Genomic DNA, 23,968 nt, shown 5'->3' with positions numbered 1-23,968 from the left:
GGTGTCCCCGCGATCACTCGATCGCGGGGAGCAGTCGCCTTGATTCGCGCGAGGGGGATCAGTCCGCGTTCGTCCCGGCCCGCAGCGCCCAGCGGGCGATCTCAGGCGAGAGGCCGATGTAGCTCGCGGGCTCCAGGTCGAGGAGGCGCTCCTCGACCTCGGCGGGAAGGCCGAGACCCGCGATGAACCCGCGCATCTCCTCGGCCCCGACCTCGTGCCCGCGGGTGAGTTCCTTGAGGCGCTCGTAGGGGTTGGCCATGCCCGTCGCGCCCGCGATCGCCGCAGCCCTCATCGCCTGCTGGACCGCCTCGCCGAGCACGGCCCAGTTCGCGTTCAGGTCCTCGGCCATGCGGGCCGCGTTGATGTCGACGCCGTCGAGGCCGCGGACGAGGTTGTCGTAGGCGAGGATCGAATGGCCGAGCGCTACGCCGATGTTGCGCTGCGTCGTCGAATCCGTGAGGTCGCGCTGCATCCGCGAGGTCACGAGGGTGGCGGCCAGGGAGTCGAGGAGGGCGGCGGAGACCTCGAGGTTCGCCTCGGCGTTCTCGAAGCGGATCGGGTTCACCTTGTGGGGCATCGTCGAGGAGCCCGTCGAGCCCTGGGCGGCGAGGTTCTGATGGAAGTAGCCCATCGAGATGTAGGTCCAGCAGTCGGTCGCGAGGTTGTGGGCGATGCGCCCGGCGCGCGCGATGTCGGAGTAGAGCTCGGCTTGCCAGTCGTGGGATTCGATCTGGGTCGTGATGGGGTTCCACGTGAGTCCGAGGCCCTCGACGAATGCCTTCGCGATGCGCGGCCAGTCGGCGCCGGGCACGGAGACGACGTGGGCTGCCCAGGTGCCCGTCGCTCCGTTGATCTTGCCGAGGTAATCGCTCGCTTCCACGCGGGCGATCTGGCGGGCGAAGCGCTGGGCGAAGACGGCCATCTCCTTGCCGATCGTCACAGGGGTCGCGGGCTGGCCGTGCGTGTGCGCGAGCATGGGGACGTCCGCGCCGGCCTCGGTCAGGCGGAGGAGGCGCTCTTCGAGGGCGCGGGCGGCGGGCAGCCACACCTGCTCGATCGCCGCTTTGATCGTGAGCGCGTAGGCGAGGTTGTTGATGTCCTCGGAGGTGCAGAAGATGTGGACGACCTCGCGAAGCCGGGGGAGTGAGGATTCTTCGCCGAGGGCGGGGGCGGCCTTGGCGAGGTGCTCGCCGATGAGGTATTCGACGGCCTTGACGTCGTGGCGGGTCACGGCCTCGAACTCGGCGAGGCGGGCGATGTGGGCCTCGGAGAAGTCGCGGGGGAGCGCGCGCAGGTATTCGCGTTCGGCGTCGGTGAGCTCGGGGGCGCCCGGCAGGACGCGGTGGTCGAGGAGGTGGATGAGCCACTCGATCTCCACGTGGACGCGGGCCCTGTTGAGGCCCGCCTCGGAAAGATGGTTCACGAGGGGCGCGACTGCCGAGCGGTAGCGGCCGTCGAGCGGGGACAGGGGCTCGCCGTGCGAGGCGAGGTCGGCGTAACCGTGATTCGGGGAGAACAGGGGGGACCAATCAGCGCTCATGGCCCCATCATTCCAGAATCCGCCCCCATTTCGGTCCGCCTTCCGCCCGATGCGGTCGGAGTGCGCGCGGACCGTCTTGCCGAGGGCGGGGCGCCGAGCCTTTCAGGCGAAACGGCGAACGATCCGCATGCAGTCCCCGACGTAAGCGCCGCCGAAGAGGAACGCGTGCACGAAGAGGATGTGCAGGCGGTGGAGCTCCACCCGTTCGGCCCAGCCCTCTTCGAGGGGTGAGGCCTCGTCGTAGGCGGCGAGGATGCGCTCCAGATGGGGGCAGCCGAAGAGTCCGAGAGCAGCGAGGTCCTCCTCAGCGTGACCGCCTTGAGCCGCCGGATCGATGAGGACGGCACCGCCCTCGGTCCACATGACGTTCCCCGACCAGAGGTCGCCGTGCGTGCGCGCGGCTCGCCCGCCCCGGGCGACGAGCGCCGGTTGGGAATGATCGAACTCTCCCGATGCGAGGCGTTCGCTAAGTCCGTTGATCGCGACGCGGTCCGCGCTGGAGAAGGGCGCGCCCTTCACATAGGGGAGGAGGCGGTATTCGGCGTAGAAGGCGCCCCAGGAGCCGATGGCCTCGTCATCGAGGAGGGCGAGTGGGGCCTCGCCCATCCATCCGGCGCCCGAGTAGCCGGGCGGCGGCGCCCCGAGGTGGCAGGCCCCTGCGGCGTGCGTGCGCGCCAGGGCGCGCCCGAAGTCCTCGGCGGCGGTCCGGGTCGGGGGCGCGGATACCAGGTGCTCTTCAAGCAGGCGGGTCGGTGAACTCTCGAGTACGCGCACGACCTTCGCGCCCTGCGGGCCCGCTTCGGCCAACCAGGCGAGCCCCGAGGCTTCGAAGGCGATGCGCCCGGGCCGTTGATCCGTCTTCGTCCATTGCCGCATCGTCCCCCTGCCTCTCCTCGGTGATCGCGCCCGGGCGATTGGACCTCCGCCGGGCCTCCCTGGATTTCCCGGGCTGCCGGGCCTTTCCGGGCTTCTCCGGCGTCCCCGGAGCTCCGCGTCCACAGGAGCGCGGGGAGCGGCGGGATCCACATTCTCCCATTGTGCGCGCGCCGCCTGGAGGAGGAGGCCCCTACGGTCGCTGCCATGAAGGATCGCTCGGACGAAGGGAGGGACGATGAGCCTCGCGATTCTCAACGCGCAAGAAGCGATGCGCCTCATGAGCGTCGTCGGCGATGAACTCGCCGCCGTGGCGACTTCGCTGGCCGCGATCCGCCTCGACTCGTGGGAGGGGAGTGCGGGTGACGGGGCGAGAGCCGCTGTTTCGGCGCTATGCGCCCAAGCGAGCAGGGCCGAGGCATCGGTGCGTCTCGCCTCGGCGGCGCTGGCCGAGGAAGTCCGCTTCCTTGAGGCCGTGGAGGCGGAAACCTGCTGGCGCGCCGCGGTGGCGACCATGGATCCCTTCCTCACCGCGCTCGGGTCGGGGAGCGGGACGGGCGCCGCGGGTGGCGGGGGGCGTGGAAGTGGAGGGTGATCTTGAGCGGGTCCTCGTCACGACGGGCCGCGTGCGTGTCGACACGGAGGAACTGCGTCGCGCTGCGATACGACTCGGAGGGATCGTGGCGGAGCTGGAGCATCTGGCAGCCGGGTGTTCGCGAGCGGAGGAGCTCGCCTTGGGCAGCGCCTCCCTGGTTCCGCAGACGACGGGGGCGGCGGTGGACGCATGCGAATGCGCGCGCATCGAGGTCTTGCGCTTGCTGCGCATGGCGGAGGGCGGCGCCGAGCGTCTCGCATTCGCCTCCTCGATCCTGGAGATCGCAGAAGGCGAGGCTCTCCGGATCTTCGCGGGCGATGGATCGTTCAAGGTCCCGGATTTGAGCGGCGGGGCGTGGGGCGCCCGCCTTGATCCCTTCGTGGCGCTCCTCCCCGGTGCGCGTCTGCTCAAGGATCGGGCGTTGATCGCCGATCTCGGACTCGCCGTCGGGGCCTTCGTCACCGGCGAGGGCGATGGGATGGTCGGGCCGCGATTCGAATGGGACGCCCTGCTCCTCGGGGGGAGGATCGCGGGGCCGGCGTGGTTCGGGCTCGGTGGAGGGGGGACCCGGCGGGCAGCTCGAATGGTCGGCGCATGGGCGCTCCTCGGGGGGACGCTCGTCCATGGACGGAGCCGTGGCATCGAAGTCATCGGGCCGGTCTCGGGGCCGAGTACGAGTCGTGGTGCCGGAGGATCCCCGGAAGACGGACCCGGGGGAGGAGCGAATGCGCGGGTGTTCGGCGGGGGCGGCGGGTTCGCAGCGGGGGCGCCGGCGGCGTCCGATGCTCGTCCGGAGGTGAAGGGGCATTGGACGGGAGTCGGAGTGGTTCCCCTCGTGGCGGGCTTCATCGCCTCCCGCATGCTTCCCCGCGAGGTCCTTCTCGTGAGCGGGAACGTGTCGGATGGGACCTCGCCTGTTCCTGCGGCGCCGACGGGGCATGCCACTCCTCGTACGCCCTCGGAGCTGCTCGGCGAGCTCTCGGACCTCCCCTCGGGCGGTGAGCGGGGCGGCTTGAAGATCCTCAAGCATGAGACGCCCCTTCCCGATGGCGGGATGAGGACCTCGTGGAGCGTCGTCATCCGCGGCACGCAGAGGTGGGGTGCGGGCGGATCGAATCCGCAGGACATGCTCACCAATTTCCAGGAGGTGGGCGGCCTCGAGTCCGATCAGTCCCGCGCCGTCCTGCAGGCGATGGAGATGGCCGGTATCGGTCGGGGCGAACCCGTTGAATTCGTGGGGCATTCCCAAGGCGGGATCGTGGCGGCGCGCCTCGCCTCCGATCCCGCGGTGGGTGCGCGCTATTCGGTCGTCTCGGCGTTGACGGCGGGATCGCCGATCGCCGCTTCCTCGCCCCCGGAGGGCGTGGGAGTTCTGGCTTTGGAGAACACGCGGGACATCGTTCCCGCCCTCGATGGCGCGGGCAATGCCGAGGGCGTGGTGACGGTCCGTTTCGACGGGCGCGGGCGCTCCGGCGGGAGCCCGGGCGTGCCCGCGGCCCACGACCTCGCGACTTACAGATCGCTCATGGCCGATATCGAAGAGGGGGCGGGGTCGAGTCGGGAGGACCCGTCTTTCGCCCCCGTGCGCTCGTGGGAGGCGGCGAGGGCGGAAGGGCTCGGCTTGAACGATCGGACGAGAACGAGCGAATTCCGCTATGAGACGCGACGGATCCTGGGCTGAAGCCGTTCAGTCGTTCTTCCCGGCGCCGACGAGCGAGGCGATGAGTGAGGACACGATCGCCGTGATGAGCGCGCCCGCCAGGCAGGAGAGGAAACCGCCGGTCGACAGGGCGAAGCCCAGCCTGGTCGACAGCCACCCCGTCAGCATGAACATGAGGGCGTTGGTGACCAGGGCGAAGAGCCCGAAGCTCAGGAGGTAGAGGGGGAAGGCGAGGGTCTTGACGACGGGCTTGACGATCGAGTTCACGAGCGTGAAGACGAGGGCGATCACGGCGAGGGTGAGCAGGTTGGCGCCGGTCGTCGATCCGGTGGCGAAGGCGATATCGGGCACGATCAGGGTGGCCGCCCAGATGCCGGCCATGGTCGCGATGAGGCGGAGCAGGAATTCCATGACCCCAGTCTTCCCCAGCATCGCGGAGCGCGCACGTGGTGGGGCCCCGGGTGATGCGCGCAGGAGCCCCGATGCGCGGCTCCGTCGGCTCGATGAAGGCGGGTGGTGATCTCGGCGGCGGGGGCGAGGACGAGGGGGCGGGAACGAGGAGGTGGGCGCGGGGCGGGAGGGGCCGCAGTGCGAATACACCGTCCCTCGGCGCCGAGAGTGCGGTAGGACTGAGTCATGAGCGAGCTCGAAGTTCCGATCCGACCCGCGGTCCGCGCCCTGCCCCGATACGCGCCCGGCAAGAGCGCCGAAGGCGCGGTCAAACTCTCCTCGAACGAGATGCCGCTACCGCCCTCGGCGCCGGTGGCGGAGGCGATGCGGCGCGCCCTGGAGACGGTGAATCGCTACCCGGATCTCACCGCCGTCGAGCTCCGCGGGGCGATCGCCGCGCGGCACGGCGTCGATGCCGATCAGGTGTGCGTCGGGACCGGTTCTTCGGCGCTCCTCGTGGCGGCTCTCGGAGCGGTGTGCGAGCCGGGCGATCGCGTCGTCTACCCGTGGCGCTCCTTCGAGTCCTATCCGATCGCGATCCCGGCGAGCCACGGGGTCGGAGTGCCGGTGCCCCTCGACTCCGAGGGGCACCACGATGTCCCCGGGCTCATCGAGGCGGCCGTCCAGGGCGCTCGGGTGCTGATTCTGTGCTCGCCGAACAATCCGACCGGGCCGGCATTGGGCTTCGATGCGATCGAGCGCGTCGTCGGCGCCGTTGACCCCTCGACTCTTGTGCTCGTCGACGAGGCCTACATCGACTTCGTGACGGATCCTGCGGTGGCCACGGCGATCCCCCTGATCGCCGAGCATGCGAACGTCCTCGTCATGAGGACCTTCTCGAAGGCCCACGGGCTCGCGGGGGCGCGCATCGGTTACGCGATCGGGCACCCGGAGCTCATCGGGGCGATCCAGGCCGTCTCGATCCCCTTCGGAGTCTCGGCCGCGGCTCAGGCGGGGGCTTTGGCGTCCTTGGAGGATGAGGCGGGGGTGCGCGCCGCCGTGGCCGAGATCGTCGCCGAGCGCGAGAGGGTGGTCGCCGCGCTTCGGGCCTTCGGGTGGGAGGTGGTCGATTCGCAGGCGAACTTCTTCTTCCTGCCGGGTGCGGGTGAGCTTTTCGTCGCCGCCTGCGCGGGGGAGGGGCTTCTCGTCCGCCCCTTCCCCGAGGGCGTGCGGGTGAGCATCGCAGACCGGGAGGCGAACGACCGGCTGCTCGGGGTCGCCCGGGACTTCATCGCCTGAAGGCGAGATGAGGCCGTGCAAAGTACTCATTGAGTGAGACGAAATGTCCGAGGTGTGGACTTGGGGTGTAGCACAGTGGCATGAGTACGAAGAGCATCCGCGAATCAGCGGCCATCGAACACGGCCCCTCCTCGACCGGTGAAGATCGCTCCGCGCGAATCGCGGTCACGATCTTCCCCCTCATGATCATCGCCTCCTTCATCGCGGCGATGGCCGCACCCGCGGTGTTCCACCCCCTTGCAGCGGGAACGAACTACGCCCTCGGCATCATCATGTTCGGCATGGGCCTGACTCTGAAGGTCTCCGATTTCGAACTCGTCGTGAAACGACCCCTTCCGGTGCTCATCGGCGTCGTCGCGCAATTCGTCATCATGCCCCTGCTCGCCGTGCTCCTCACGTGGATCTTCCAGCTGCCCGCAGCGATCGCGGTCGGCGTGATCCTCGTCGGCTGCGCGCCCGGAGGCACTTCCTCGAACGTCATCTCCTACCTCGCGAAGGGAGACGTCGCGCTCTCCGTCACGATGACCTCGATCTCGACCCTGCTCGCCCCGCTCATGACTCCGCTCCTGACGGGCTGGCTCGCGGGCGCCTACATGCCCGTCGATGCGAAGGCCATGGCGATCTCGATCGTGAAGATGGTGCTCGTGCCCGTCATCGGCGGGCTCCTCATCCGTCGATTCGCCGGCAGAGCCGTCGAACCGCTGCTCCCCGCTTTGCCGTGGGTTTCGGTTCTGGGCATCTGCTACGTCGTCCTCGCTGTCGTTTCGGTCTCGCAGGCCAAGATCCTTCAGGCGGGCCTCCTCATCCTCCTCGTCGTCATGTGCCACAACGTCCTCGGTTACCTGCTCGGCTTCTTCGCCTCCAGGTTCACCGGCGGCTCGGAGAGCGCGAACCGAACGATCTCCGTCGAAGTCGGCATGCAGAACTCCGGTCTCGCGGCAACGCTGGCCGCCACCCATTTCGCAGCGACTCCCGAGAGCGCGCTGCCCGGGGCCGTCTTCTCCGTCTGGCACAACCTTTCAGGGGCCCTCCTCGCCATGTACTACCGGCGCAGGAGTCTGTGAGTCATCGGCGGCGAGGGCGGTGCTTGCGGTTTGATGGGGGCGTGGGGGCGGTGCTTGCGGTCTGCGTGATGGTGCGGTGCCCCGCCCTCGGGAATGCGCGGGCGCTGTTCCGCTTCTGGTCGTGTGCGGTCCTTTCCTTTCCCCAAAGGTGCCCGAGAAGGCCTTGGGCCGGGCGCAGGAGCCCTCTTGGGCACTTTCGGGGGAGAACTCCGATCAGGAGAGGCCGCCGCCGCGCCCGCACTGAAAGGGGCAGCCGCGCGCTGACGGGTCCGGGCCCGGGCCCGGGCAGTGAGCGGAACGATCACCTGGGACATCACCGGAACGATCACCCGGGACACCAACACCCCGAACATGAAAGAAGTCCCAGGACATTGCCGGAACAATGTCCTGGGACATCACACGAGTCGGGGTGGCGGGATTTGAACCCACGACCTCTTCGTCCCGAACGAAGCGCGCTACCAAGCTGCGCCACACCCCGTGCGACCCCTGAAGTATAGCCGCTGATCGTCCGGGCTCCCAAATCGGTCGGGGCGCTCGGGATGGCGGATCCGTCACAATCGCGCGGGCGTCGAAGACGCCCGAAGCCGGATCAACGAACGGTCAGGAGCGTCGCCTCGGGACGGGTTGCGATCCGGATCGGGGCGTAGGGCGATGTTCCCAGCCCCGCCGAGACGTTGAGCAGCGCGCACCCCCTCCGCGTCGCCCACGGGTGCAGGCCCTTCGCATAGCGGCGATTGAGGTCCGAATTCGTGATGATCGCCCCGAAACCGGGAAGACCGATCTGCCCTCCGTGAGTATGGCCCGCGAAGATGAGATCGGCATCCGCATTCGTCAGCGCATCGAGGACGCGCCGGTAGGGGGCGTGAGTGACGCCGATGCGCAGAACGGAAGCCTCGCTCCACTGCGACACCGGTTCCGTGATGCGATCACGCTGAATATGCGCGTCATCGGTGCCGAGGAAAGCGACCCGGCGGACTTCGCCGCCCGAAGTCGTGATATCGAGATGGGCGGACCTGTTCGAGAGATCGAGCCACCCGGCATCCCGGAAATCCCTCACCATCTGAGTCCAGGGGAGATCGGGAACGGTGCGCTGAGGAGGCTTGGACGCGCCGAGAAGATAACGCCCCCAGGACTTGCGCCGCGCCGAGTAGTAGTCGTTCGAGCCGAGGACGAACACGCCGGGGAGGGGCAGGAAGGGCTCATAGGCGCGTTCGACGAGCTCGAGCCCCTCGCTGAGGCCGAAGTTGTCCCCGGTCGAGACCACGAGATCGATGTGCTCCTCCGCCGCGAGGCGATGGAGGAAATCGATGATGAACTCCTGGCCCGGGTACAGATGCAGATCCGAGATGTGCAGGATGTTGAGGGGGTGCGCGCCCTCGTGACCCGGAAGCGTCACTTCATGACGCCGAAGGACCGGCATGCGGCGCTCGATCGACCCCCAAGCGAGGCCGGCGAGTCCGGCGCCGACGAGTGCGCCGCCGAGGATGCCCAGAGCCCTCCCGGTCGCCACGAGCCGCCGCGGGACCAGTGAAGGCCGGTCCGCGAGAGTTTCAATGCCGTGGGTGCGAAGCGAATCGTTCATCGTCGGGCCTCAGTTCGTCGAGCCGTTCTCAGATGCGCTGTTCTGCTCCGAACTCCCCTGGTCCTGATCCTTATTCTTGTCCCGGTTCTGCGAGGAGCTCGTCGCCGGTCGGGGAGAGCCGATATCACCGACCGGGAGGGGTTCGACCGGGGTGCCTGCGAGCGCGGCGGACATGTAGGGCGCCCAGATCTTGGTGCCGCCGAAGGTGAGGCCGTAGATGACGTCGTAGAACTGGCCGTTGATGACGGTGTTCTGCACCGGCGTCGTGGAGGATTCGGCGTGCCCCACCCAGGTCGAGGTCGACAGGGACGGCGTGAAGCCGGTGAACCAGGTGTTCGCATTGTCGTCGGTGGTGCCGGACTTGGCGCTGTAGGGCTGGCCGTTCGCGAGGCGCACGCCCTGGTAGTACTGGCTGGTCGACAGTCCGAGAGTCGTCGCGACCTTGTTCGCGACGCTCGAGTCGAGCGCGGGCGTGCAGTTCGGACCGTACTCGCGCAGGGTGTTCTCATCGCGATCGGTGACCGAGGTGAGCGCCATGGGCTCGCACTTGAGGCCCCCGTTGGCGAAGGCGGCGAAGGCGATCGCCATGTTGAGCGGCGAAGTCGGCGAGGTTCCGAGGACGTTCGCGGGAAGCGGAGTGACGGGTTCTCCATCGACGTCGGTCACGCCGAGGTCGGCGGCCGTTTGGAAGATCTGGCAGAAGTCGACTTTGGAGGCCATGGAGATGAAGGCCTGGTTGCCCGAGAGCCCGACCGCCCGCAGTGCGGTCATCGGCCCGTCCTTGCCGGGAAGGTCATTGACCGTCCAGGGCTCGGTGGTGATGGGCTGACCCGCGCACTTGAAGGCGTTGGGCCCGTAGGAGCGGTTGTTCGAACCGACGGTCTCATAGGCGCCGTGGCCTTCCTTGAACCACTGCGTGAGCGTGAAGACCTTGAAGGTCGAGCCTGCCTGGAACCTGCCGTTCGCCGCGAAGGAGCTCATCGTCTGCCCTTCTTCGACGCCGTAGGTCGTGTTCTGCGCGAGGGCGACGATCGCGCCGGTCTGGGGGACGACGGAGGCGAGGGCGTCGTTGACGCCCGAGGGGTCGCCGACCGGGATCGCCGCCGTGAGGGCGTCGAAGGCCGCCTGCTGCTTGGCCGGGTCGAGCGTGGTGCGGATCGTCAGGCCCCCGGTCTTGAGGAGGTGGAGGCGTTCGGCCTCGGTCTCCCCGTAGGTCTCGTCGGAGAGGTATTGCGCGAGCGCGAAGTCGCAGAAGTAGCCGGCCGAGTTCTTCACGCCGGTGCAGCCTTCGGAGTTGGCGGCCGGGTGGAGCATGTCGGCGACCGGGGTCGCGGTGCCGGCGTCGTGCTCCTCCTGCGTGATGAGCTCCTGCTGGAGCATGACGTCGAGGACGATGTCGCGGCGTTGCTGCGCGGCCTCGGGGTAGGTCAGCGGGTCGTACTCGACGGGTGACTGCACGAGTCCGGCGAGGAGGGCGGCTTCGAGGACGGACAGCTCGGAGGCGGACTTGGAGAAGTAGCGCTGCGAGGCGGCCTCGACTCCGTAGGTGATGGGGCCGAAGGGGGCGATGTTCAAGTAGCCCGTGAGGATCTGGTCCTTGTCCATCTTCCGCTCGAGGGCGAGGGCGTACTTGATTTCGCGGAGCTTGCGAGCGGTCGTCTGCTCGGTCGCGGCCGTCACCTGCTCCGCGTCGCCCTCGAGGTAGCCCTTCTCCTGGAGGGCGTTGCGGACGTACTGCTGGGTGATCGTGGAGGCGCCCTGCATGCCGGCGTCGGCGAGGTTGCTCACGAGGGCGCGGGCGATGCCGGTGGCGTCGACGCCGTTGTGCTCGTAGAAGCGCTTGTCCTCGATCGCGACGATCGCCTGCTTCATCGGTTCCGCGATGGCCTCGGACGGGACGACGATGCGCTGCTTGTCGTAGAAGCGCGCGATGACAGCGCCCGAGGCGTCGAGCATCTGGGATTCCTCGGCCGGTTCGACGACTTCGATCTGCGAGGGGAGGTCGTCGAAGACCGAGGGCGCCGCCTTCGTCATGATCGCCGCGGAGCCCGTGAGGGGCACGAGCATTCCCGCTCCGAGAACGCCGAGGAGCATCGAAGCGGAGACGAATGCGATGAGGAGCCCTACGAGCTGCGCGGGGCTGACGAAGCGCGAGTGCGAGTGCGACATGGGACCAGAATACGTGGAACCGCTCATCCGTCGCCGTGGACCGATGGGATCCGGGAGCCCCGATCCGTCCGGGGCGGGTTTGTACTTCCTCGCGACCTGTGTGTATGGTCACATCAAGAGCTCATAGGCGAGCGATTTGGAGTGCATCCCATGGCGACAATCGACGATGATCAGAGCTGGGTGGCGAAGGCCCTGTGCGCCTCGTATGAACCCGATGCCCTATTCGTTCAAGGCGCGACGCAGCGGCAGGTCCGTCTGCGCTGCTTGCAGTGCGAGGTGAGACTCGAGTGCCTCGCGGATGCCCTGGAGTCGGAAGCCAACTTCGGCGTGTGGGGCGGTCTGACGGAGAGGGAGCGCCGCGCGATGCTCCGTCATTTCGATGGGGTGAGCGACTGGCGCGACTGGCTCCTCCATTCCGATGACCCGCTCGCCGAAGAGATCCGCGCGCCGAAGGTGCCGAGGGTCCTCGCGCATGTGCGCGGGTGAGCGCCCCCGATGCGCCCTAGGATGAGTGCCATGACCAAATGGGAGTATTCAACCGTTCCTCTGCTCACGCACGCGACCAAGGCGATCCTCGACCAGTGGGGGAGCGATGGCTGGGAGCTCGTTCAAGTGGTTCCCGGTCCGACCGGTTCCGATTCGCTCGTCGCCTACTTGAAGAGGCCGATCGAGGACTGAAGGGGATCCCCGCGTCGGGGACGAGGGCGCGGCCGCGTCTGGGACCCGCCGGAGGGGCTGGCGCCTCTAAACCGGCTTCAGGCGGATCCTGAAACGACTCAGGGGGCCGGGAACCACTGGTTCCCGGCCCCCTGAGTCGTGCGAGGGTCAGCGCGCCCGGCGTGCGAGGCGATCGACGTCGAGAAGGGTCACGGCCCTGCCCTCGAGCCGGATCCAACCGCGGGACACGAAGTCGGCGAGCGACTTGTTCACCGTTTCGCGCGAGGCGCCGACGAGCTGCGCGAGCTCCTCCTGCGTGAGGTCGTGAGGGACGTGCACGCCCTTGTCCGAAGCCGTTCCGAATCGATCGGCGAGGTCCAGGAGGGCCTTGGCGACGCGTCCGGGCACGTCCGAGAAGACGAGGTCGGACAGGGATTCGTTCGTGCGGCGCAGGCGCTGGGCGAGGGCCTTGAGCATGTGCTTGGCGAGCGCCGGGTTCGTATCGAGGATCTCCATGAGGTCCTCGTGCTCGAGGTGGAGCAGCGAGGCGGGCGACACCGCGGTCGCGGTCGTCGAACGGGGCCCCGGATCGAACAGGGTGAGCTCGCCGATGATCTCGCCGGGTCCGAGGACGGCGAGGAGTGATTCGCGGCCGTCGTTCGAGGTGTGGCCGAGCTTCACCTTGCCTTCGGTGACGATGTAGAGGCGATCGCCGAGATCGCCCTCGTCGAAGAGGGTCTCCCCGCGGCGGAGCGTCGTGTGCCCCATCTTCTGCTGGAGGGAGACTTGCTGCGCCTCGTCGAGGCCCCCGAAGAGCGGGACCTGGCTGATGAAGTTTCCGTCGCCGATCATGTGGGCGTGAACTCCGTTCTGCTCATGGCCCCGGTCGATCCGTCAGGCCTGCGTCGGCACCCGAGCTTGCAGCGCGGTTGCGCCGCTCGTGGTGAGTCACTGCACATTATGCCCCCTCGGGCGCCTTCTCGGGGACCGGGTCGTGCCGATTCGATCGATTTCGGCGCGACCCCGTGCGCTCAGCGCAGGCCCGCGGCCTTCTCCGCCTTGCGACGGGCGCGGGCGCTGAAGTGGGCCGAGGCCGGGTTGACCTTCGCGACCTCCGCGCGCAGCGCCTCTTCCGCGCGGCCCTGACGGCGGACCGAGTGGGTGAGGACGCCGATCCCCATGAGGACGATCCCCATGAGGAGCAGTCGGCCCGAATAGGCGCTGGCCTGGAAGTGGTGGACGAGGTTGGCGCCGAAGGCGTTCCAGGAATCGAGGGCGCGCAGGACCGGCAGAGCGGTCGAGGCCGCGAGCGAGGGGACTGCGAGCCAGGGGATCCCCGCGAGGGTCACGAGGATTCCGCTGACCCATGCGCCGAGCGAGGACTTGCGGCTCGCGAGGAGGAGCAGGAAGAGGAGGATGAAACCGCCGAGGAGCTCGCCCAGGCCGAGAGCGGAGAAGCGCCCGTTCTCGAGGACGGAGCCGTCCGCGAGGGTGAAGCGCGCCCCCGCATCCGCGATGAGGTACCAGGCGACCGGGATGAGGAGGATGTGGCCGAGCAGGGAGGCCCAGTGCGCGCCGGCGCGGGAGGGCATCTCGGCGACGAGGGTCGCGCCCTCGAAGATCGAATCATCGAGGGAGCGCGGCGTGCCGTCCACGACCGTGGCGCCCGCGAACAGGGCCGCGTCCGCCGATTCGCTGTCGGCCCTGGGGACCCACGCCGCCTCCGGCTCGGACTCGGGCTCGGGGGTCGGCGGCGTGATGAGGGAACGGCGCTGAATGGCCGTCGAATCGAGCGCCGGTTCGGGGGCCGGTTCGGGGTCCGCGGCGGGCAGGTTGTGCGGCGCCCCCTCAAGCGGAGCCTCGGCCTCGCTCCGGTGGGCGAGGACGTCGCGGGGGGTCGGCGTCGGATCCTGCGGGACGACCACGGGGATCTCGCCGGTCATCGGGGGGATCGTCGTGGCCTGGGGGCCGCGGGTCACGGGCTCGATCTGCCCGGTGTCGACGGGCGAGGGCTCGCCGACGATGTCATCGGTGTCGGTCGTCTCCCCGGGCAGGTCGACTTCTTCGCCCGTGAGGACGCGGCCGCGGTCGCGAACAGCCGCCCACATGGATTCGGAGACCTCGGCCTTCGGCGCCTCCGGGGCGGGGGCTTCTTCGTCGAGAGGACCGCTCATGGACGGTTCGAGGACGACGGAGTCGTCTTCGCGGTTGACTGCGGGATCCTGGTCGGACATGGCGCTCCTCCTATTCGCGGGCACACTCGTGGGCTCACGATAACGGCACCGGCAGGCGTTTCCGCGCTCATCCGACGGGAAGGCGCGAATCGGCCGCGTTCGCTGCGTCACCGTCGTCCCGGCCCCCGCGCGTCCTCGCCCAGTAGACGCCGAGCGTCGAAGCCCCGAGGAGCAAGCCGAGGGCCGCGACGACGGGCGCGGTCAGGGATGCGGAGGTGAGTCCGGACGGGCCGGGGGTGACGACGGTGCCCGTGATGGACGTCCACAGCGGCCAGAGCATGTAGGAGGGCATCGCCATGAGGAACCAGGCCGCGGCCTGCGGGCCCGTCAGCGAGAACGGGCTCATCAGGGCGACGAATCCCAAGAGGAGGGCGGCGAGGACCCCCATGATGAAAGCGTCGGGCTGGGCCGCGCTCAACGCGGAGAGCCCCTGCGCGGGGACGTTCGACGTGTCCCCGGGCGCCACTGCGGCGATGAGGATGATCGCACCGAGCGCCGCGGGGAGGCAGGCGATCGCGCCCCAGGCGTGACGATGGTGGACCAGCGCCTGCGCGCCCTTGCGCGGGTCGCGGGGACGCGGGCGGCGCGCCCGGTGGAGGGCGATCGCCGCGCATGAGGTGATCATGGTGACGGCGAAGGGGTAGAGGCTCCATCCGATGGCGGCCCGCATGTCGCCCGTGTCGATGAAGGTCGCTTGCAGGAGCGGGATGCGCAGGTGCCCGTTGTACTGCGCGACCCCGATGAAGACCGACAAGGCGGCGGTGACGAACATCCCGGCGGAGGACTCCTCGCAGTTCGCCGAGACGAGGGCGATGAGGATCGCCGCGAGCCCCAGGGAGATCATGCCCTCGACGGATGACAGCGGCAGGCCGATCGCCGTCTGCGCCTGGATGTCCGCCATCGAGGATCCGAGGAGCGCGAGTGCGGCGGGCGCGAAGACCAGGGCGAAGAGGGCGCTCTTCGCCCTGGGGGTGTCGAGGAGGGCGGTCGGCATGAATCCAGTATGCCGTCTGCTCGGCAGCGGTGGGCGCCGCCCTTGTCGCCGTAGGCTGTCGGGGTGACGATCGACGCGCTCATCGACCCGGATCCCCGTCTCCTCGCCGACGCGATGCGCATTCCCGACGCGCTTCGGGCCTGCGAGGAGGCGCATGCGGCCCTTGCCCGCCTGCGTTTCCACGAGGGGTTGCGCAGGGGCTGGGAGGAGGCGCGGGCCGAGGCCTGCGTCCGCGAGGCCGTGGCCGTCGCCCTCATGGAGGGCGCGAGGACGACGGTCGACGAGCTCCGCCTCGTCGGCCCGATGGGCGGGTGGACGCCCGGCGCGGATCCGGCGATGGACTGGGCGATCGGCGCGTGGCGCGCCCAGGTCGGCCTCGCGGCTCGTTTCCCTCCCCTGAATTCGAGGAGTCCCGCCCTCGTGCGCGCCGGGGCCCTCCCCGCGCTTCTCGCCGCCCTGCACAGGGATTCGTGCTCCGGTCTGGTCGAATCGGGCCGGGCGGGCGTGGCCGCCGTGGCGATGCCCAAGTCCGCGGACGCGCTGAGGACGGCGCTGGCCTACGCGGATGCGCCCGCACCCGCGATCGCACGGGCCGCCGCGGTGTCGGCGCACTTCCGTTTCCGAGAGGTCTTCGCCCCGGGCTCCGCCGCGGTCGGTCAGGGGCTCGCCAGGTGGATCCTCGTCGATCAGGGCGTGGATCCGAGCGGCGTCGCGGTCGTCTCCGCCCTCGACGCCACCGATCGGGCGGGCGCGTCGGAGGCGCTCGCGGGCTGGGCGCTGGCGGACCGGAAGGGCGTCGCGCGCTGGATCGTCCGTTTCGCGCGGTCCGTGGAGTACGGGGCGGGCGTCGGTGCGGACATCGCCCTGCGCGTCCAGGCCGGTCGCCTCGGCTGAATCGCCGAGGGCGGGGCCTCCTAGCGCTTACGGGTGACGGCGAAGGCGACGCCCGCCGCGATGAGCCCGAGCGAGAACGCGGCGATGCCGAGGGTGCGGGGGGAGGGGACGGGCAGCGAGCGCGACACCCTCGCGGTGTCGGAGAAGCGCATGATCTCCCATTCGTTCTCGATCGCGGCGCGTTTGAGGCCGCGGTCGGGGTTGACGGCGACCGGGTGGCCGACCGAGGACAGGAGGGGGATGTCGGACACGGAGTCGGAGTAGGCCCAAGAGGCGGAGAGGTCCCATCCGCGCTCAGCGGCGAGGGCCGCGCAGGCCGAGGCCTTCCCCTCGGCCTGGTTGTAGTGGAGGATCCGTCCCGTGTAGTCGCCGTGCTCGTCGGTCTGGCCGATGCTGGCGAGGACTTCGTCGGCTCCGAGGCGCCTCGCGATCGGGCGGACCATCTCGATGACGGAGGCGGAGGCGACGACGATGGGGCGTCCGGCGGCTCTGTGGCGCTCGATCTCGGCGAGGGCGCCGAGGTAGCACACGGGGTCGATGACCGTGTCGAGCGAGTCCTCGACGACGGTCTCGAGGATCGGGGCGTTGATGCCCTTGGCGAGGTTCCCGATGGACTCGGCCATGGCGTTCATGCGCTCCTCGTCGGCCCCCTTGATCAGGTAGGGCAGGTGAACGAGGACTGAGAGGATCGCGGCTCTGCGGGTGACGAGGTCGGCGTCGATGAAGGGGCGGTGGAGGGCGATCGTGGATGAGGTCGCGAGGATCGTCTTGTCGAGGTCGAAGAACGCGGCGCCCGTCGGCTGTTCGCTTCTGCTCATCATGCTGCCTCCCCAGTCGTCGCCGATGCGTGTCCACAGGCGGATCAGTGCCCAATAGTTTTCCACAGTCGCGCAGCTCGCGCCGGGTGCTTCGCCGGGCGGGGGTGTCCACTTGAGGACATGGGAGTTCGGAAGAAGGGGCGTGCGGAATGCGGCGGCGCCCTCGTCGCCTGCGACGGGCTGGAGGGCGAGGACGCCGAGCGCGTGGAGGGCCTCATCGAAGTGCTGGGCGCAAGGGCCTGGGACGGGCGCGGCGTTCCCGATCTCGTCATCGTCGGCCCCGCGCCCTCGGGGATCGAGGGGGTGATGCGCGTCGAAGTGGGAGCCGGATCCGGGCTCCGCCTCCCCGGGGATGAAGAGCTCCTCGTCCAGGTCATCCTTGCGAGCTGCGCGAAGGCCGATGGGGCCGTCCCGCCCGGCGTCATCGGAGTGGCGCACTGGGACGGGGGCCGTTGCTCGGCCGAGGTCGCCCAGCTGCTCGCCGAGACGATGCGGGGAGTGCTCGTCGACATGTCCGGGAGCGGGCCCCTTCCTGCGCTCCTGCGCGACCCCGATGCGCCCGGGATCCGTTGGGCGGACCTGTCGGCCACGGAGAACGCCTTCCCCGCCGACCTGCCCGATCACCTGGTCGACGCCGGGGGGTACCGGATCCTGACGGCGGATGCGCGCGGGGGCGCCCGCTTGGGCGACCCGCGTCAGCGCCCCGTTCTCGAGGCGGTCGTGCGCTCGGGCAGAATCGTGATCGTCGACTGCGGACTCTGGGGCGAGGGTGCGGATGCTCGGCTGGGCGCGGTGGAGGGGCTCGTCCTCGTCGGGCCCGCCGACTTCGAGGGGGCTGCGCGCGCCGCCTTCGCGCTCGCGCTTTCACCCCCGTCCGCGCCCCACGTCCTCGTCGCCCGGGGGCGGGGACGCTCTCGACTCCGTTCGATCACCCGGGCTCCGGTCCTCGGCTGGAAACGCGCATCGCGCGGCGGGGGAAGGGCGATCCTCCGCGCGCTGATGCGGCCGGGCGGAGAATCCGCGGGGAGGGGGAGGCGCAGTGGATGACGACGGCCTCGGCCGGGTGATCCGGGCCGTATCGGAGGGGCGGGGGCGCGCTTCGGCGGTGCGCGAGGGGGCCCGCGAAGGGGCGGGCGTCGGTGAACTGCGCGCCCTCTTGGACGGGGTCCGCTCCTGGGAGGCGGGAACGGGACCGCGGATCGCCCGGCTCCTGGAGGATTCGAGGGTCACGGACGTCCTCATCAATTCGACGGATGCGTGGATCGATCGCGGCTTCGGCCTGGAGAGGGCCGCGGTGGATCTCGGTGGCGAGAAGGACGTCCGCGCGCTCGCGATCCGGATGGCGGCTGCCTGCGGAAAGCGCCTCGACGATGCGAGTCCCATCGTGGACGGTTCGCTGCCCGGCGGGGTGCGCCTTCACGCCGTCCTGCCCGGGCCCTCGGCGTCGGGCACGCTCATCTCGCTGCGGACGACGAGGGCGGTCGGCCTCTCGATCGCGGAGTTGGAGGCGTCCGCTTCGCTTGAGCCCCCTTTCGGAGCCTTCCTGCGCGCATGCGTCGAACGGCGCGCGAACGTTCTGGTGTCGGGTGCGACCGGTTCGGGCAAGACGACGCTCCTGTCGGCGCTTCTCGGCCTCGTTCCCGAGGAGGAGAGGATCATCTGCATCGAGGAGGTGCCCGAGCTGAATCCCCGGCACCCGCATGTCGTGTCCTTGACCGAGCGTCGCCCGAACATCCAAGGAGTCGGGGGGATCCCCCTGGCCGAGCTCGTCAGGGCGGCGATGCGCATGCGCCCCGATCGTCTCGTCCTGGGGGAGTGCCGCGGGCCGGAGGTCCGCGATGTCCTGCTGGCGCTCAACACGGGGCACGACGGGGGCTGGGCGACGATCCATGCGAACGGATCGCGGGAGGTGCCCGCGCGACTCGTGGCCCTCGGGGCGCTCGCGGGGATGAGCGAGGCGGCGGTGGGGGCACAGGCGGTCGCGGCCTTCGATGCCGTGGTCCACATGAGTCGGGTGAAGCTGAAAGCCGGGGCTCTGCGCCGCGTGTGCGAGATCGCCGTCCTTTCGCGTCAGAGCGGTGAATTGCGCGCGGAGATCGCTGTGGAGTCCCGGGCTCCGGGGATCGTGGAGTTCGGGCCCGCGTGGGAGCGCTTCGGCGAGGCGATCGGCGTCGATCGCGCTCAGCGGGGGCTCGAGGAGGTGCGGGCGCCGAGGTGAGCGGGGTGATGGTCGCGGTGGCCGTCATCTGCCTGGCGGCCCTGCTCTCGGGTGAGCGCCTGGTGCGGAGGCGGATCCTTCGCCGTTGGGGCTGCGCCGCCGGGCGGATGCGGGTGGGGCCCGCGGAGCGCCGAAGGGGCCGGAGCGTCCGGGATCTCGATGAGATGAGCGCGGCCGATCTGTCCATCCTCGTCACCGAGGTCTCCGCGCGCTTGAAGGCGGGGGCGCCGGTGGAGGCAGCCTGGCGCTCCGCCTGGTCGCGCGTGTGCGCTGCTAAGTTCGCGGGGCTCGGCGAGGACGGCGCTCCGATCGGCGTCGTCGAGCTCGCCCGGGCATCCGGGTGGCGCGCTGCTCGCGGAGGGAGGAGGGGCGTGGGCGCTGCTGTGCGCGCACGCTCCCCGCGGGTGAGGGCCGTGCGCCGGGCTGCCGAGGACCTCGTGGCCGCGTGCCGCTTGAGCGCGATGATCGGGGCGCCGCTGGCGTCGATCCTCGATGCCGTCGCGGAAGGCCTGGAAGAGGCCGAGGCTCAGGAGGAGGCGAGGAGGGTCGCCGCTCAGGGGGCGCGGACCTCCGCGAGGGTCTTGCGGGCATTGCCCCTGTTGGGGATCGCGGTGGCGCAGGTGATGGGTGCTCATCCCCTGGAACGATTCGTCGACGGGGGATTCGGCACGATGATGGCGGTGACGGGCGCTTGTCTCCTCATCGCCTCCCGGATCGTGTCCGAGAGCCTCATCGCGAGGGCGGCCTCCCCGCCGGGGGCGCTCGACGAGGCGATGGGGTGCGATCTTGCCCGGGCCGCCCTGGAATCGGGGGCGTCGATCCCCGATGTCCTCATCGCATTGGGCGGGGCGACGGGGGACGGGGGATTGGCGGCGGCGGGACGGGCCCTGCGCCTCGGCGCGTCCTGGGCGCTCGCCTGGGAGTCGAGGGGATGGGAGCTGCTCGCCTCCGGCCTCGAGTCCGCGTGGGAGGAGGGGACCGCGCCCGATGCCCTGCTCAGGCGCCTCGCCGCGCAGCGCCGCGCGCGAAGGGCCGCCGACGCGCGCGCTCGTGCGGAGGCGCTCGGAGTGCAGCTCGCGATCCCGCTCGGAGCGCTCCTCCTGCCCGCCTTCCTCGTTCTAGGGGCGGGTCCCGTCCTCGTGCATCTCGTCGAGTCGGGCTTCGCGGGAATCGTGTGAGTCCGCGATGGGGGCCGACAGGCGCACGAGGAGGGTGGGCAGGACGCGTTCGAGGAGGGAGGTCAGCCCGTCCTCGCCCTTCGTGAGCGCGGCGCGCATGGAGCGCTCGCCCGCGGCGATGATGAGGGCGGTGACGTCCTCGGGTGCGGGGATCGTCTCCCGGCCGATCGCTTTGAGGCCGGAGACGAGGAGGCCGCACAGGGAGGCGGTGAAGGCTTCGTATCCCGTGCGCAGGGCGCTGGTCTTCTCCGGGGCGCGGGCCGTGTAGGTCGCGAGCTCGCTCTGAAGCATGTAGAAGTCGCGGCTGATGGGCATGGCCGTGAGGAGGCTTTCGGCGAGGGGCGCGATCGCGCTTTCGACCTCGGTGTCCGACAGGGGACGGTCGTCGCTGCGCGCGGTGAGGACCTCGTCGACGGCCGTATGGACGTAGGTGAGGATCTGGGTCCATTGCTCCTGGGCGAGGCGTTCGACGAAGTGGTCCATGTCGGCGAAGTTGGAGTAGAAGGCGCCTCGGGTGAAGCCCGCGTCGGTGCAGATGTCGCCGACGCTGGTGGCTCCCAGGCCCTTGTCGATGATGAGGCGCTTACCCGATTCGAGGAGCAGCGACTGAGTCGCCGCCCGCCGCTCGGAGGGGGCGGTGGCGATGATGCGCTTGAGGGCGGCCCTCCGTCCGGACAGCCGCGTCGTCGTGATGCGCGTGCGCTTGTCGTCGCTTGTCATGCCCCTACCGTATCCCGCTCGTCGCATGTCTGTTCCCCCACAGGATACAGGTCTGTATTGCATGAAATGAATACAGGTATGTATCTTGAGTTCGCATATTTCGAGAGGCAGCACCATGAAGAAACTCACCGGATCGCGAATGGCCAATCTGGTCGTCATCGCCGCGGTCCTCATCGTCCCCCTGCTCTACGCCGGACTCCTCACACTCGCCTACCAGAACCCGACCAACCTCCTCGAGCGGATCAACGCCGCAGTCGTCAACGAGGACACGGCCTATACGGCGACCCTCGCCTCCGGGAAGACCGAGACCCTCGCCCTCGGCGATGAACTCGCGGACGCGCTCGTGCACCCCGACGCCGACGCGGACACCGGCTTCACCTGGCACGACATGAGCGCCGAGGACGCGCGGAAGAAGATGCGGACCGAGGAGATCCGCGCCATCCTCTACATCCCCGAGGGATTCTCCGAAAGGGCCTCCGCGGTCGGGAGCTCCGACCCCTCGACGGCCGCCACGCAGACCCTCGAACTCGTCACCGATGACGGCGTCAACTACCTCACGGGCACGATGGCCCGGACAGTCGCGGAGACGCTCGCCAACCGCCTCGAAGCGCAAGGATCGGAGAAGATCCTCTCCACCCTCCTCCTGTCCGTCTCCGAGATCCGCGACGGCATGACGAGCGCCGCCGACGGCGCCCAAAGCCTCTCCGCCGGCTCGGCGACCCTCGCCGAGGGAACGACGAGCGCAGCCGAGGGCGCCGACTCCCTCGCCGACGGCGCACAGACCCTCACCGTCGGACTCGACAAGCTCGCCAAGGGATCCGTCTCCCTCGTCTCCGGACTGACCGCCCTCGACACCGGTGCGACGAAAGCGGCGAATGGCGGCACCGCCCTCGCCTCGGGCCTCGCGGATCTCGCGACGGGCACCTCGAGCGCAGCCGACGGAGCATCGCAAGTCTTCGACGGAGCCTCCCGGCTCGCCGATGGCGCGCAGACCCTCGCGGACTCGACCGCACCCCTCGCCGCAGGCGTCTCGCAGCTCAACGACGGCACCGCCAGCCTCAAGGACGCCATCGCCTCCTACACGAGCGGCGTCGACCGGGCGAGCGCCGGCGCCCTCCTCCTCCAGTCGAAGGCCTCGGATCCGAAGACGGGCCTCTCCGCCGGCATCGCGGCCCTCTCGGCCGGCATCGGGCACTCGAACGACACCGCGGGGGCGAGCGCCTCGACGACGACCCTGTACGGCGGCGTCAACTCGCTCGTCGACGGAGCGAACGCCCTCGCGAAGGGGATGACGAGCCCTCAGTCGGGCTCGGGCGTGAGCCTCACGGAGGGCGCCGCCCAGGTCGCCGCCGGCGTCGAGCAGATCAGGACCGCGGTCTCGGGCCTCGACGCCTCGAAGATCCAGACGGCGGCGAGCGGCGCGCAGACCCTCTCCACCGGAGTCTCGGGCTACACGGCAGCAGTCGACCAGCTCGCCGCGGCCTGCGCGGCATCGGGCGACACCGGCCAGACCTGCCGGGCCCTCGCCGCACTGGCCGCCCAGTCGGCCTCCCTCCGCGCGGGCTCGCAGTCCCTCGCGACCGGCCTCGGCGACGCCGCGACGGACATGTCGGGCCTCGCGCAAGCCTCAGGCTCGCTCGACGCGCTCGCCGCAGGGGCCGCGCAGGTCTCGACCGGCGTCGACTCGGCCGCCCAGGGCGCAGCCCGGCTCGCGACAGGGGCCGCCGCCCTCCAACAGTCGATGCCCGCCCTGCGATCCGGTGCCGACGCACTCAGCGCCGGGGTCGGCGCGGCGGATTCAACGGACCCTGCCACCGTCATGGGCGCGATCAACGCCCTTTCGAACGGCCTGTCGACGATCACCGCGCCGGCGGCCTCGAAGGAGACGACGGTCTACATGAACTCCGAGAAGCTCCGCGCCGGTTCCGCGCAGGTCGCCGCAGGTGCGGCCACGATGAATTCCAAGGTCCCGGCCCTCACCTCGGGAGTCGCCTCGCTCTCCCGGGGCGCGATCTCCCTGTCGGAGGGCGCGAACGCCCTCGATTCGGGCATGGCCCGCCTCGTCTCCGGTTCCACGGCCGCGGCACAGGCCGCGCAACGCCTCTCCGAGGGGCTCGGGAGCCTCGCATCCGGCGCGGCCTCCGCCGACTCCGGTGCGCAGACCCTCGCCTCCGGCCTCGCGACCGCGGATTCCGGTTCGCGCACCCTCTCCGAGGGCGCGACGGCCCTTTCCGAGGGCGTGCACGCGCTCGACGACGGCGCCGGAGAGCTCTCCGAGGGCGCGACGAGCCTCGCCGAGGGCCTCCAATCGGGCGCCGAGCGGATCCCGTCCTACACGGACTCCGAGCGCGACGCCATCGCGACGACCGGCTCGCAGGTCGCGACCGTCAACGCCGTGCGCGACCATGCGGTCGCCAACAACGGCGCGGGCTTCACCCCGATGTTCATGAGCCTCGCGCTCTGGGTCGGCGCGATCGCGCTCTTCCTCATCCTCCCCGCCCTCGACAAGCGCGATCACGGTGAGAAGTGGTGGGCGTCGGCCGTGCGCCCCGCGACGACGGCGACGCTCCTCGCCGTCGCCCAAGCGGTCATCATGATGGTCGTCGTCAACGCCTCGGCGGGGATCGAGGCGAAGAACCTTCCGGGCCTGTGCCTGATGGCGATGGCCGCGTCGATCACCTTCATGCTCATCAACCAGGCCTGCGTCGCATCCCTGGCCTTCAGGGGGCGCTTCATCTCGATCATCCTGCTGAGCCTCCAGATCACCTCGATGGGCGCGACCTTCCCGGTCGAGACCGCTCCCGCCTTCTTCCAGTGGATCCATCCCTTCCTGCCGATGAGCTACACGCAGCTCGCGTTCCGCGACCTCATCGCCGGATCGGGTGCGCAGGGCGCGATCGGCAACGCGCTCGCGGTCCTCGGGATCTGGGCGGCCCTCGCGGTCGTCGTCATCCTCATCGGCGCGAGGATCCGCCGGGGTCCCAAGCCCCTGCCCGCGGACAACGCGCTCGCGCCGACGGCGGCCTGATCGCCCGGGGGAGGGGGAGAGAACGCCCCGTCCCCCTGAACGGGGCGGCGGACGC

Annotated in this window: 21 protein-coding genes and 1 tRNA gene; 11 read left to right on the top strand and 11 right to left on the bottom strand. The window is 70.0% G+C overall.

Translation table 11 applies throughout. The features are described from left to right. Nucleotides 1-58: 58 nt before the first annotated feature. The gene (gene purB / locus ACQY7V_RS06595; protein ID WP_428639461.1) at nucleotides 59-1,540 is read right to left on the bottom strand and encodes an adenylosuccinate lyase; all 1,482 of its coding nucleotides are present in this window, start codon (nucleotides 1,538-1,540) and stop codon (nucleotides 59-61) included. A gap of 102 nt (nucleotides 1,541-1,642) precedes the next feature. Further along, nucleotides 1,643-2,416, bottom strand: coding sequence for a fructosamine kinase family protein (locus tag ACQY7V_RS06590; RefSeq protein WP_303775987.1), 774 nt, complete (start codon nucleotides 2,414-2,416; stop codon nucleotides 1,643-1,645). Between the two features lie 235 nt (nucleotides 2,417-2,651). Between ACQY7V_RS06590 and ACQY7V_RS06585 the strand changes: the two genes are divergently transcribed. Then, a complete protein-coding gene (locus ACQY7V_RS06585; RefSeq protein ID WP_303772534.1) occupies nucleotides 2,652-3,008 on the top strand; it encodes a hypothetical protein in 357 nt (118 codons plus the stop codon). After that, complete coding sequence (locus tag ACQY7V_RS06580; protein ID WP_321056984.1) at nucleotides 2,998-4,689, top strand: hypothetical protein; 1,692 nt, start codon at nucleotides 2,998-3,000, stop codon at nucleotides 4,687-4,689. Before ACQY7V_RS06585 ends, ACQY7V_RS06580 begins: the two co-directional genes overlap by 11 nt. A gap of 6 nt (nucleotides 4,690-4,695) precedes the next feature. On the opposite strand, the gene ACQY7V_RS06575 is transcribed toward ACQY7V_RS06580, so the two are convergent. Continuing rightward, the gene (locus tag ACQY7V_RS06575; RefSeq protein ID WP_154475782.1) at nucleotides 4,696-5,079 is read right to left on the bottom strand and encodes a phage holin family protein; all 384 of its coding nucleotides are present in this window, start codon (nucleotides 5,077-5,079) and stop codon (nucleotides 4,696-4,698) included. Between the two features lie 225 nt (nucleotides 5,080-5,304). On the opposite strand from ACQY7V_RS06575, the gene ACQY7V_RS06570 reads away from it, so the two are divergent. Together ACQY7V_RS06570 and ACQY7V_RS06565 are read left to right on the top strand one after the other, a co-directional pair. Continuing rightward, a complete protein-coding gene (locus tag ACQY7V_RS06570) occupies nucleotides 5,305-6,357 on the top strand; it encodes a histidinol-phosphate transaminase (RefSeq protein ID WP_428639458.1) in 1,053 nt (350 codons plus the stop codon). Nucleotides 6,358-6,437: 80 nt separating this feature from the next. After that, the gene (locus ACQY7V_RS06565; protein ID WP_303772531.1) at nucleotides 6,438-7,421 is read left to right on the top strand and encodes a bile acid:sodium symporter family protein; all 984 of its coding nucleotides are present in this window, start codon (nucleotides 6,438-6,440) and stop codon (nucleotides 7,419-7,421) included. A gap of 404 nt (nucleotides 7,422-7,825) precedes the next feature. Here the strand turns inward: ACQY7V_RS06565 and ACQY7V_RS06560 are convergent. The 3 genes from ACQY7V_RS06560 to ACQY7V_RS06550 all read right to left on the bottom strand — a co-directional run bounded on the left by ACQY7V_RS06560 (nucleotide 7,826) and on the right by ACQY7V_RS06550 (nucleotide 11,172). Beyond that, nucleotides 7,826-7,899 (bottom strand) — tRNA-Pro (locus ACQY7V_RS06560). Nucleotides 7,900-8,010: 111 nt separating this feature from the next. After that, nucleotides 8,011-9,003, bottom strand: a complete 993-nt coding sequence (locus tag ACQY7V_RS06555) for a metallophosphoesterase (protein WP_320836128.1) — start codon at nucleotides 9,001-9,003, stop codon at nucleotides 8,011-8,013. Between the two features lie 9 nt (nucleotides 9,004-9,012). Beyond that, a complete protein-coding gene (locus ACQY7V_RS06550) occupies nucleotides 9,013-11,172 on the bottom strand; it encodes a transglycosylase domain-containing protein (protein ID WP_320836127.1) in 2,160 nt (719 codons plus the stop codon). Nucleotides 11,173-11,322: 150 nt separating this feature from the next. Between ACQY7V_RS06550 and ACQY7V_RS06545 the strand changes: the two genes are divergently transcribed. Beyond that, nucleotides 11,323-11,658, top strand: a complete 336-nt coding sequence (locus tag ACQY7V_RS06545) for a WhiB family transcriptional regulator (protein ID WP_154475789.1) — start codon at nucleotides 11,323-11,325, stop codon at nucleotides 11,656-11,658. 30 nt (nucleotides 11,659-11,688) lie between these two features. Next, nucleotides 11,689-11,850 (top strand): DUF4177 domain-containing protein, encoded by a 162-nt coding sequence (locus tag ACQY7V_RS06540; RefSeq protein WP_154475790.1) that lies wholly within the window; start codon nucleotides 11,689-11,691, stop codon nucleotides 11,848-11,850. Nucleotides 11,851-11,997: 147 nt separating this feature from the next. On the opposite strand, the gene ACQY7V_RS06535 is transcribed toward ACQY7V_RS06540, so the two are convergent. The 3 genes from ACQY7V_RS06535 to ACQY7V_RS06525 all read right to left on the bottom strand — a co-directional run bounded on the left by ACQY7V_RS06535 (nucleotide 11,998) and on the right by ACQY7V_RS06525 (nucleotide 15,057). After that, nucleotides 11,998-12,681, bottom strand: coding sequence for a Crp/Fnr family transcriptional regulator (locus ACQY7V_RS06535; protein WP_154475791.1), 684 nt, complete (start codon nucleotides 12,679-12,681; stop codon nucleotides 11,998-12,000). Between the two features lie 179 nt (nucleotides 12,682-12,860). Next, on the bottom strand, nucleotides 12,861-14,063 hold the full coding sequence (locus ACQY7V_RS06530) for a hypothetical protein (RefSeq protein ID WP_428639454.1): 1,203 nt from the start codon (nucleotides 14,061-14,063) through the stop codon (nucleotides 12,861-12,863). Nucleotides 14,064-14,130: 67 nt separating this feature from the next. After that, nucleotides 14,131-15,057: a hypothetical protein gene (locus tag ACQY7V_RS06525; RefSeq protein WP_428639452.1), complete on the bottom strand. Its 927-nt coding sequence runs from the start codon at nucleotides 15,055-15,057 to the stop codon at nucleotides 14,131-14,133. A gap of 63 nt (nucleotides 15,058-15,120) precedes the next feature. Between ACQY7V_RS06525 and ACQY7V_RS06520 the strand changes: the two genes are divergently transcribed. Beyond that, nucleotides 15,121-15,951 (top strand): hypothetical protein, encoded by an 831-nt coding sequence (locus ACQY7V_RS06520; RefSeq protein WP_303772521.1) that lies wholly within the window; start codon nucleotides 15,121-15,123, stop codon nucleotides 15,949-15,951. Between the two features lie 20 nt (nucleotides 15,952-15,971). On the opposite strand, the gene ACQY7V_RS06515 is transcribed toward ACQY7V_RS06520, so the two are convergent. Next, nucleotides 15,972-16,772: an HAD family hydrolase gene (locus ACQY7V_RS06515; RefSeq protein WP_235361736.1), complete on the bottom strand. Its 801-nt coding sequence runs from the start codon at nucleotides 16,770-16,772 to the stop codon at nucleotides 15,972-15,974. 117 nt (nucleotides 16,773-16,889) lie between these two features. On the opposite strand from ACQY7V_RS06515, the gene ACQY7V_RS06510 reads away from it, so the two are divergent. From ACQY7V_RS06510 to ACQY7V_RS06500, 3 genes are read left to right on the top strand one after another with little or no spacing between them, the layout of a single operon-like run. Continuing rightward, complete coding sequence (locus ACQY7V_RS06510; protein ID WP_303772515.1) at nucleotides 16,890-17,816, top strand: hypothetical protein; 927 nt, start codon at nucleotides 16,890-16,892, stop codon at nucleotides 17,814-17,816. Beyond that, nucleotides 17,809-18,987, top strand: coding sequence for a TadA family conjugal transfer-associated ATPase (locus ACQY7V_RS06505; RefSeq protein ID WP_303772513.1), 1,179 nt, complete (start codon nucleotides 17,809-17,811; stop codon nucleotides 18,985-18,987). The genes ACQY7V_RS06510 and ACQY7V_RS06505 overlap by 8 nt, the downstream gene beginning before the upstream one ends. Continuing rightward, on the top strand, nucleotides 18,984-20,165 hold the full coding sequence (locus tag ACQY7V_RS06500) for a type II secretion system F family protein (RefSeq protein ID WP_303772511.1): 1,182 nt from the start codon (nucleotides 18,984-18,986) through the stop codon (nucleotides 20,163-20,165). Before ACQY7V_RS06505 ends, ACQY7V_RS06500 begins: the two co-directional genes overlap by 4 nt. On the opposite strand, the gene ACQY7V_RS06495 is transcribed toward ACQY7V_RS06500, so the two are convergent. After that, nucleotides 20,106-20,885 (bottom strand): TetR/AcrR family transcriptional regulator, encoded by a 780-nt coding sequence (locus ACQY7V_RS06495; protein ID WP_303772509.1) that lies wholly within the window; start codon nucleotides 20,883-20,885, stop codon nucleotides 20,106-20,108. The two genes, ACQY7V_RS06500 and ACQY7V_RS06495, sit on opposite strands and share 60 nt — an antisense overlap. Nucleotides 20,886-21,000: 115 nt before the next feature. Between ACQY7V_RS06495 and ACQY7V_RS06490 the strand changes: the two genes are divergently transcribed. Further along, the gene (locus tag ACQY7V_RS06490) at nucleotides 21,001-23,913 is read left to right on the top strand and encodes a YhgE/Pip domain-containing protein (protein WP_303772507.1); all 2,913 of its coding nucleotides are present in this window, start codon (nucleotides 21,001-21,003) and stop codon (nucleotides 23,911-23,913) included. The last annotated feature ends 55 nt before the right edge of the window (nucleotides 23,914-23,968 follow it).

This window comes from Schaalia sp., assembly GCF_050312375.1.
GTDB classification, from domain to species: domain Bacteria; phylum Actinomycetota; class Actinomycetes; order Actinomycetales; family Actinomycetaceae; genus Pauljensenia; species Pauljensenia hyovaginalis.
This window is presented reverse-complemented; position numbering and strand designations above follow the sequence as displayed.

Excerpts from the sequence above, each read along its gene's own strand:
- purB (WP_428639461.1), bottom strand. The coding sequence starts at position 1,540 with ATGAGCGCTGATTGGTCCCCCCTGTTCTCCCCGAATCACGGTTACGCC.
- ACQY7V_RS06590 (WP_303775987.1), bottom strand. The coding sequence starts at position 2,416 with ATGCGGCAATGGACGAAGACGGATCAACGGCCCGGGCGCATCGCCTTC.
- ACQY7V_RS06585 (WP_303772534.1), top strand. The coding sequence starts at position 2,652 with ATGAGCCTCGCGATTCTCAACGCGCAAGAAGCGATGCGCCTCATGAGC.
- ACQY7V_RS06575 (WP_154475782.1), bottom strand. The coding sequence starts at position 5,079 with ATGGAATTCCTGCTCCGCCTCATCGCGACCATGGCCGGCATCTGGGCG.
- ACQY7V_RS06570 (WP_428639458.1), top strand. The coding sequence starts at position 5,305 with ATGAGCGAGCTCGAAGTTCCGATCCGACCCGCGGTCCGCGCCCTGCCC.
- ACQY7V_RS06565 (WP_303772531.1), top strand. The coding sequence starts at position 6,438 with ATGAGTACGAAGAGCATCCGCGAATCAGCGGCCATCGAACACGGCCCC.
- ACQY7V_RS06555 (WP_320836128.1), bottom strand. The coding sequence starts at position 9,003 with ATGAACGATTCGCTTCGCACCCACGGCATTGAAACTCTCGCGGACCGG.
- ACQY7V_RS06550 (WP_320836127.1), bottom strand. The coding sequence starts at position 11,172 with ATGTCGCACTCGCACTCGCGCTTCGTCAGCCCCGCGCAGCTCGTAGGG.
- ACQY7V_RS06545 (WP_154475789.1), top strand. The coding sequence starts at position 11,323 with ATGGCGACAATCGACGATGATCAGAGCTGGGTGGCGAAGGCCCTGTGC.
- ACQY7V_RS06540 (WP_154475790.1), top strand. The coding sequence starts at position 11,689 with ATGACCAAATGGGAGTATTCAACCGTTCCTCTGCTCACGCACGCGACC.
- ACQY7V_RS06535 (WP_154475791.1), bottom strand. The coding sequence starts at position 12,681 with ATGATCGGCGACGGAAACTTCATCAGCCAGGTCCCGCTCTTCGGGGGC.
- ACQY7V_RS06530 (WP_428639454.1), bottom strand. The coding sequence starts at position 14,063 with ATGTCCGACCAGGATCCCGCAGTCAACCGCGAAGACGACTCCGTCGTC.
- ACQY7V_RS06525 (WP_428639452.1), bottom strand. The coding sequence starts at position 15,057 with ATGCCGACCGCCCTCCTCGACACCCCCAGGGCGAAGAGCGCCCTCTTC.
- ACQY7V_RS06515 (WP_235361736.1), bottom strand. The coding sequence starts at position 16,772 with ATGATGAGCAGAAGCGAACAGCCGACGGGCGCCGCGTTCTTCGACCTC.
- ACQY7V_RS06510 (WP_303772515.1), top strand. The coding sequence starts at position 16,890 with ATGGGAGTTCGGAAGAAGGGGCGTGCGGAATGCGGCGGCGCCCTCGTC.
- ACQY7V_RS06495 (WP_303772509.1), bottom strand. The coding sequence starts at position 20,885 with ATGACAAGCGACGACAAGCGCACGCGCATCACGACGACGCGGCTGTCC.
- ACQY7V_RS06490 (WP_303772507.1), top strand. The coding sequence starts at position 21,001 with ATGAAGAAACTCACCGGATCGCGAATGGCCAATCTGGTCGTCATCGCC.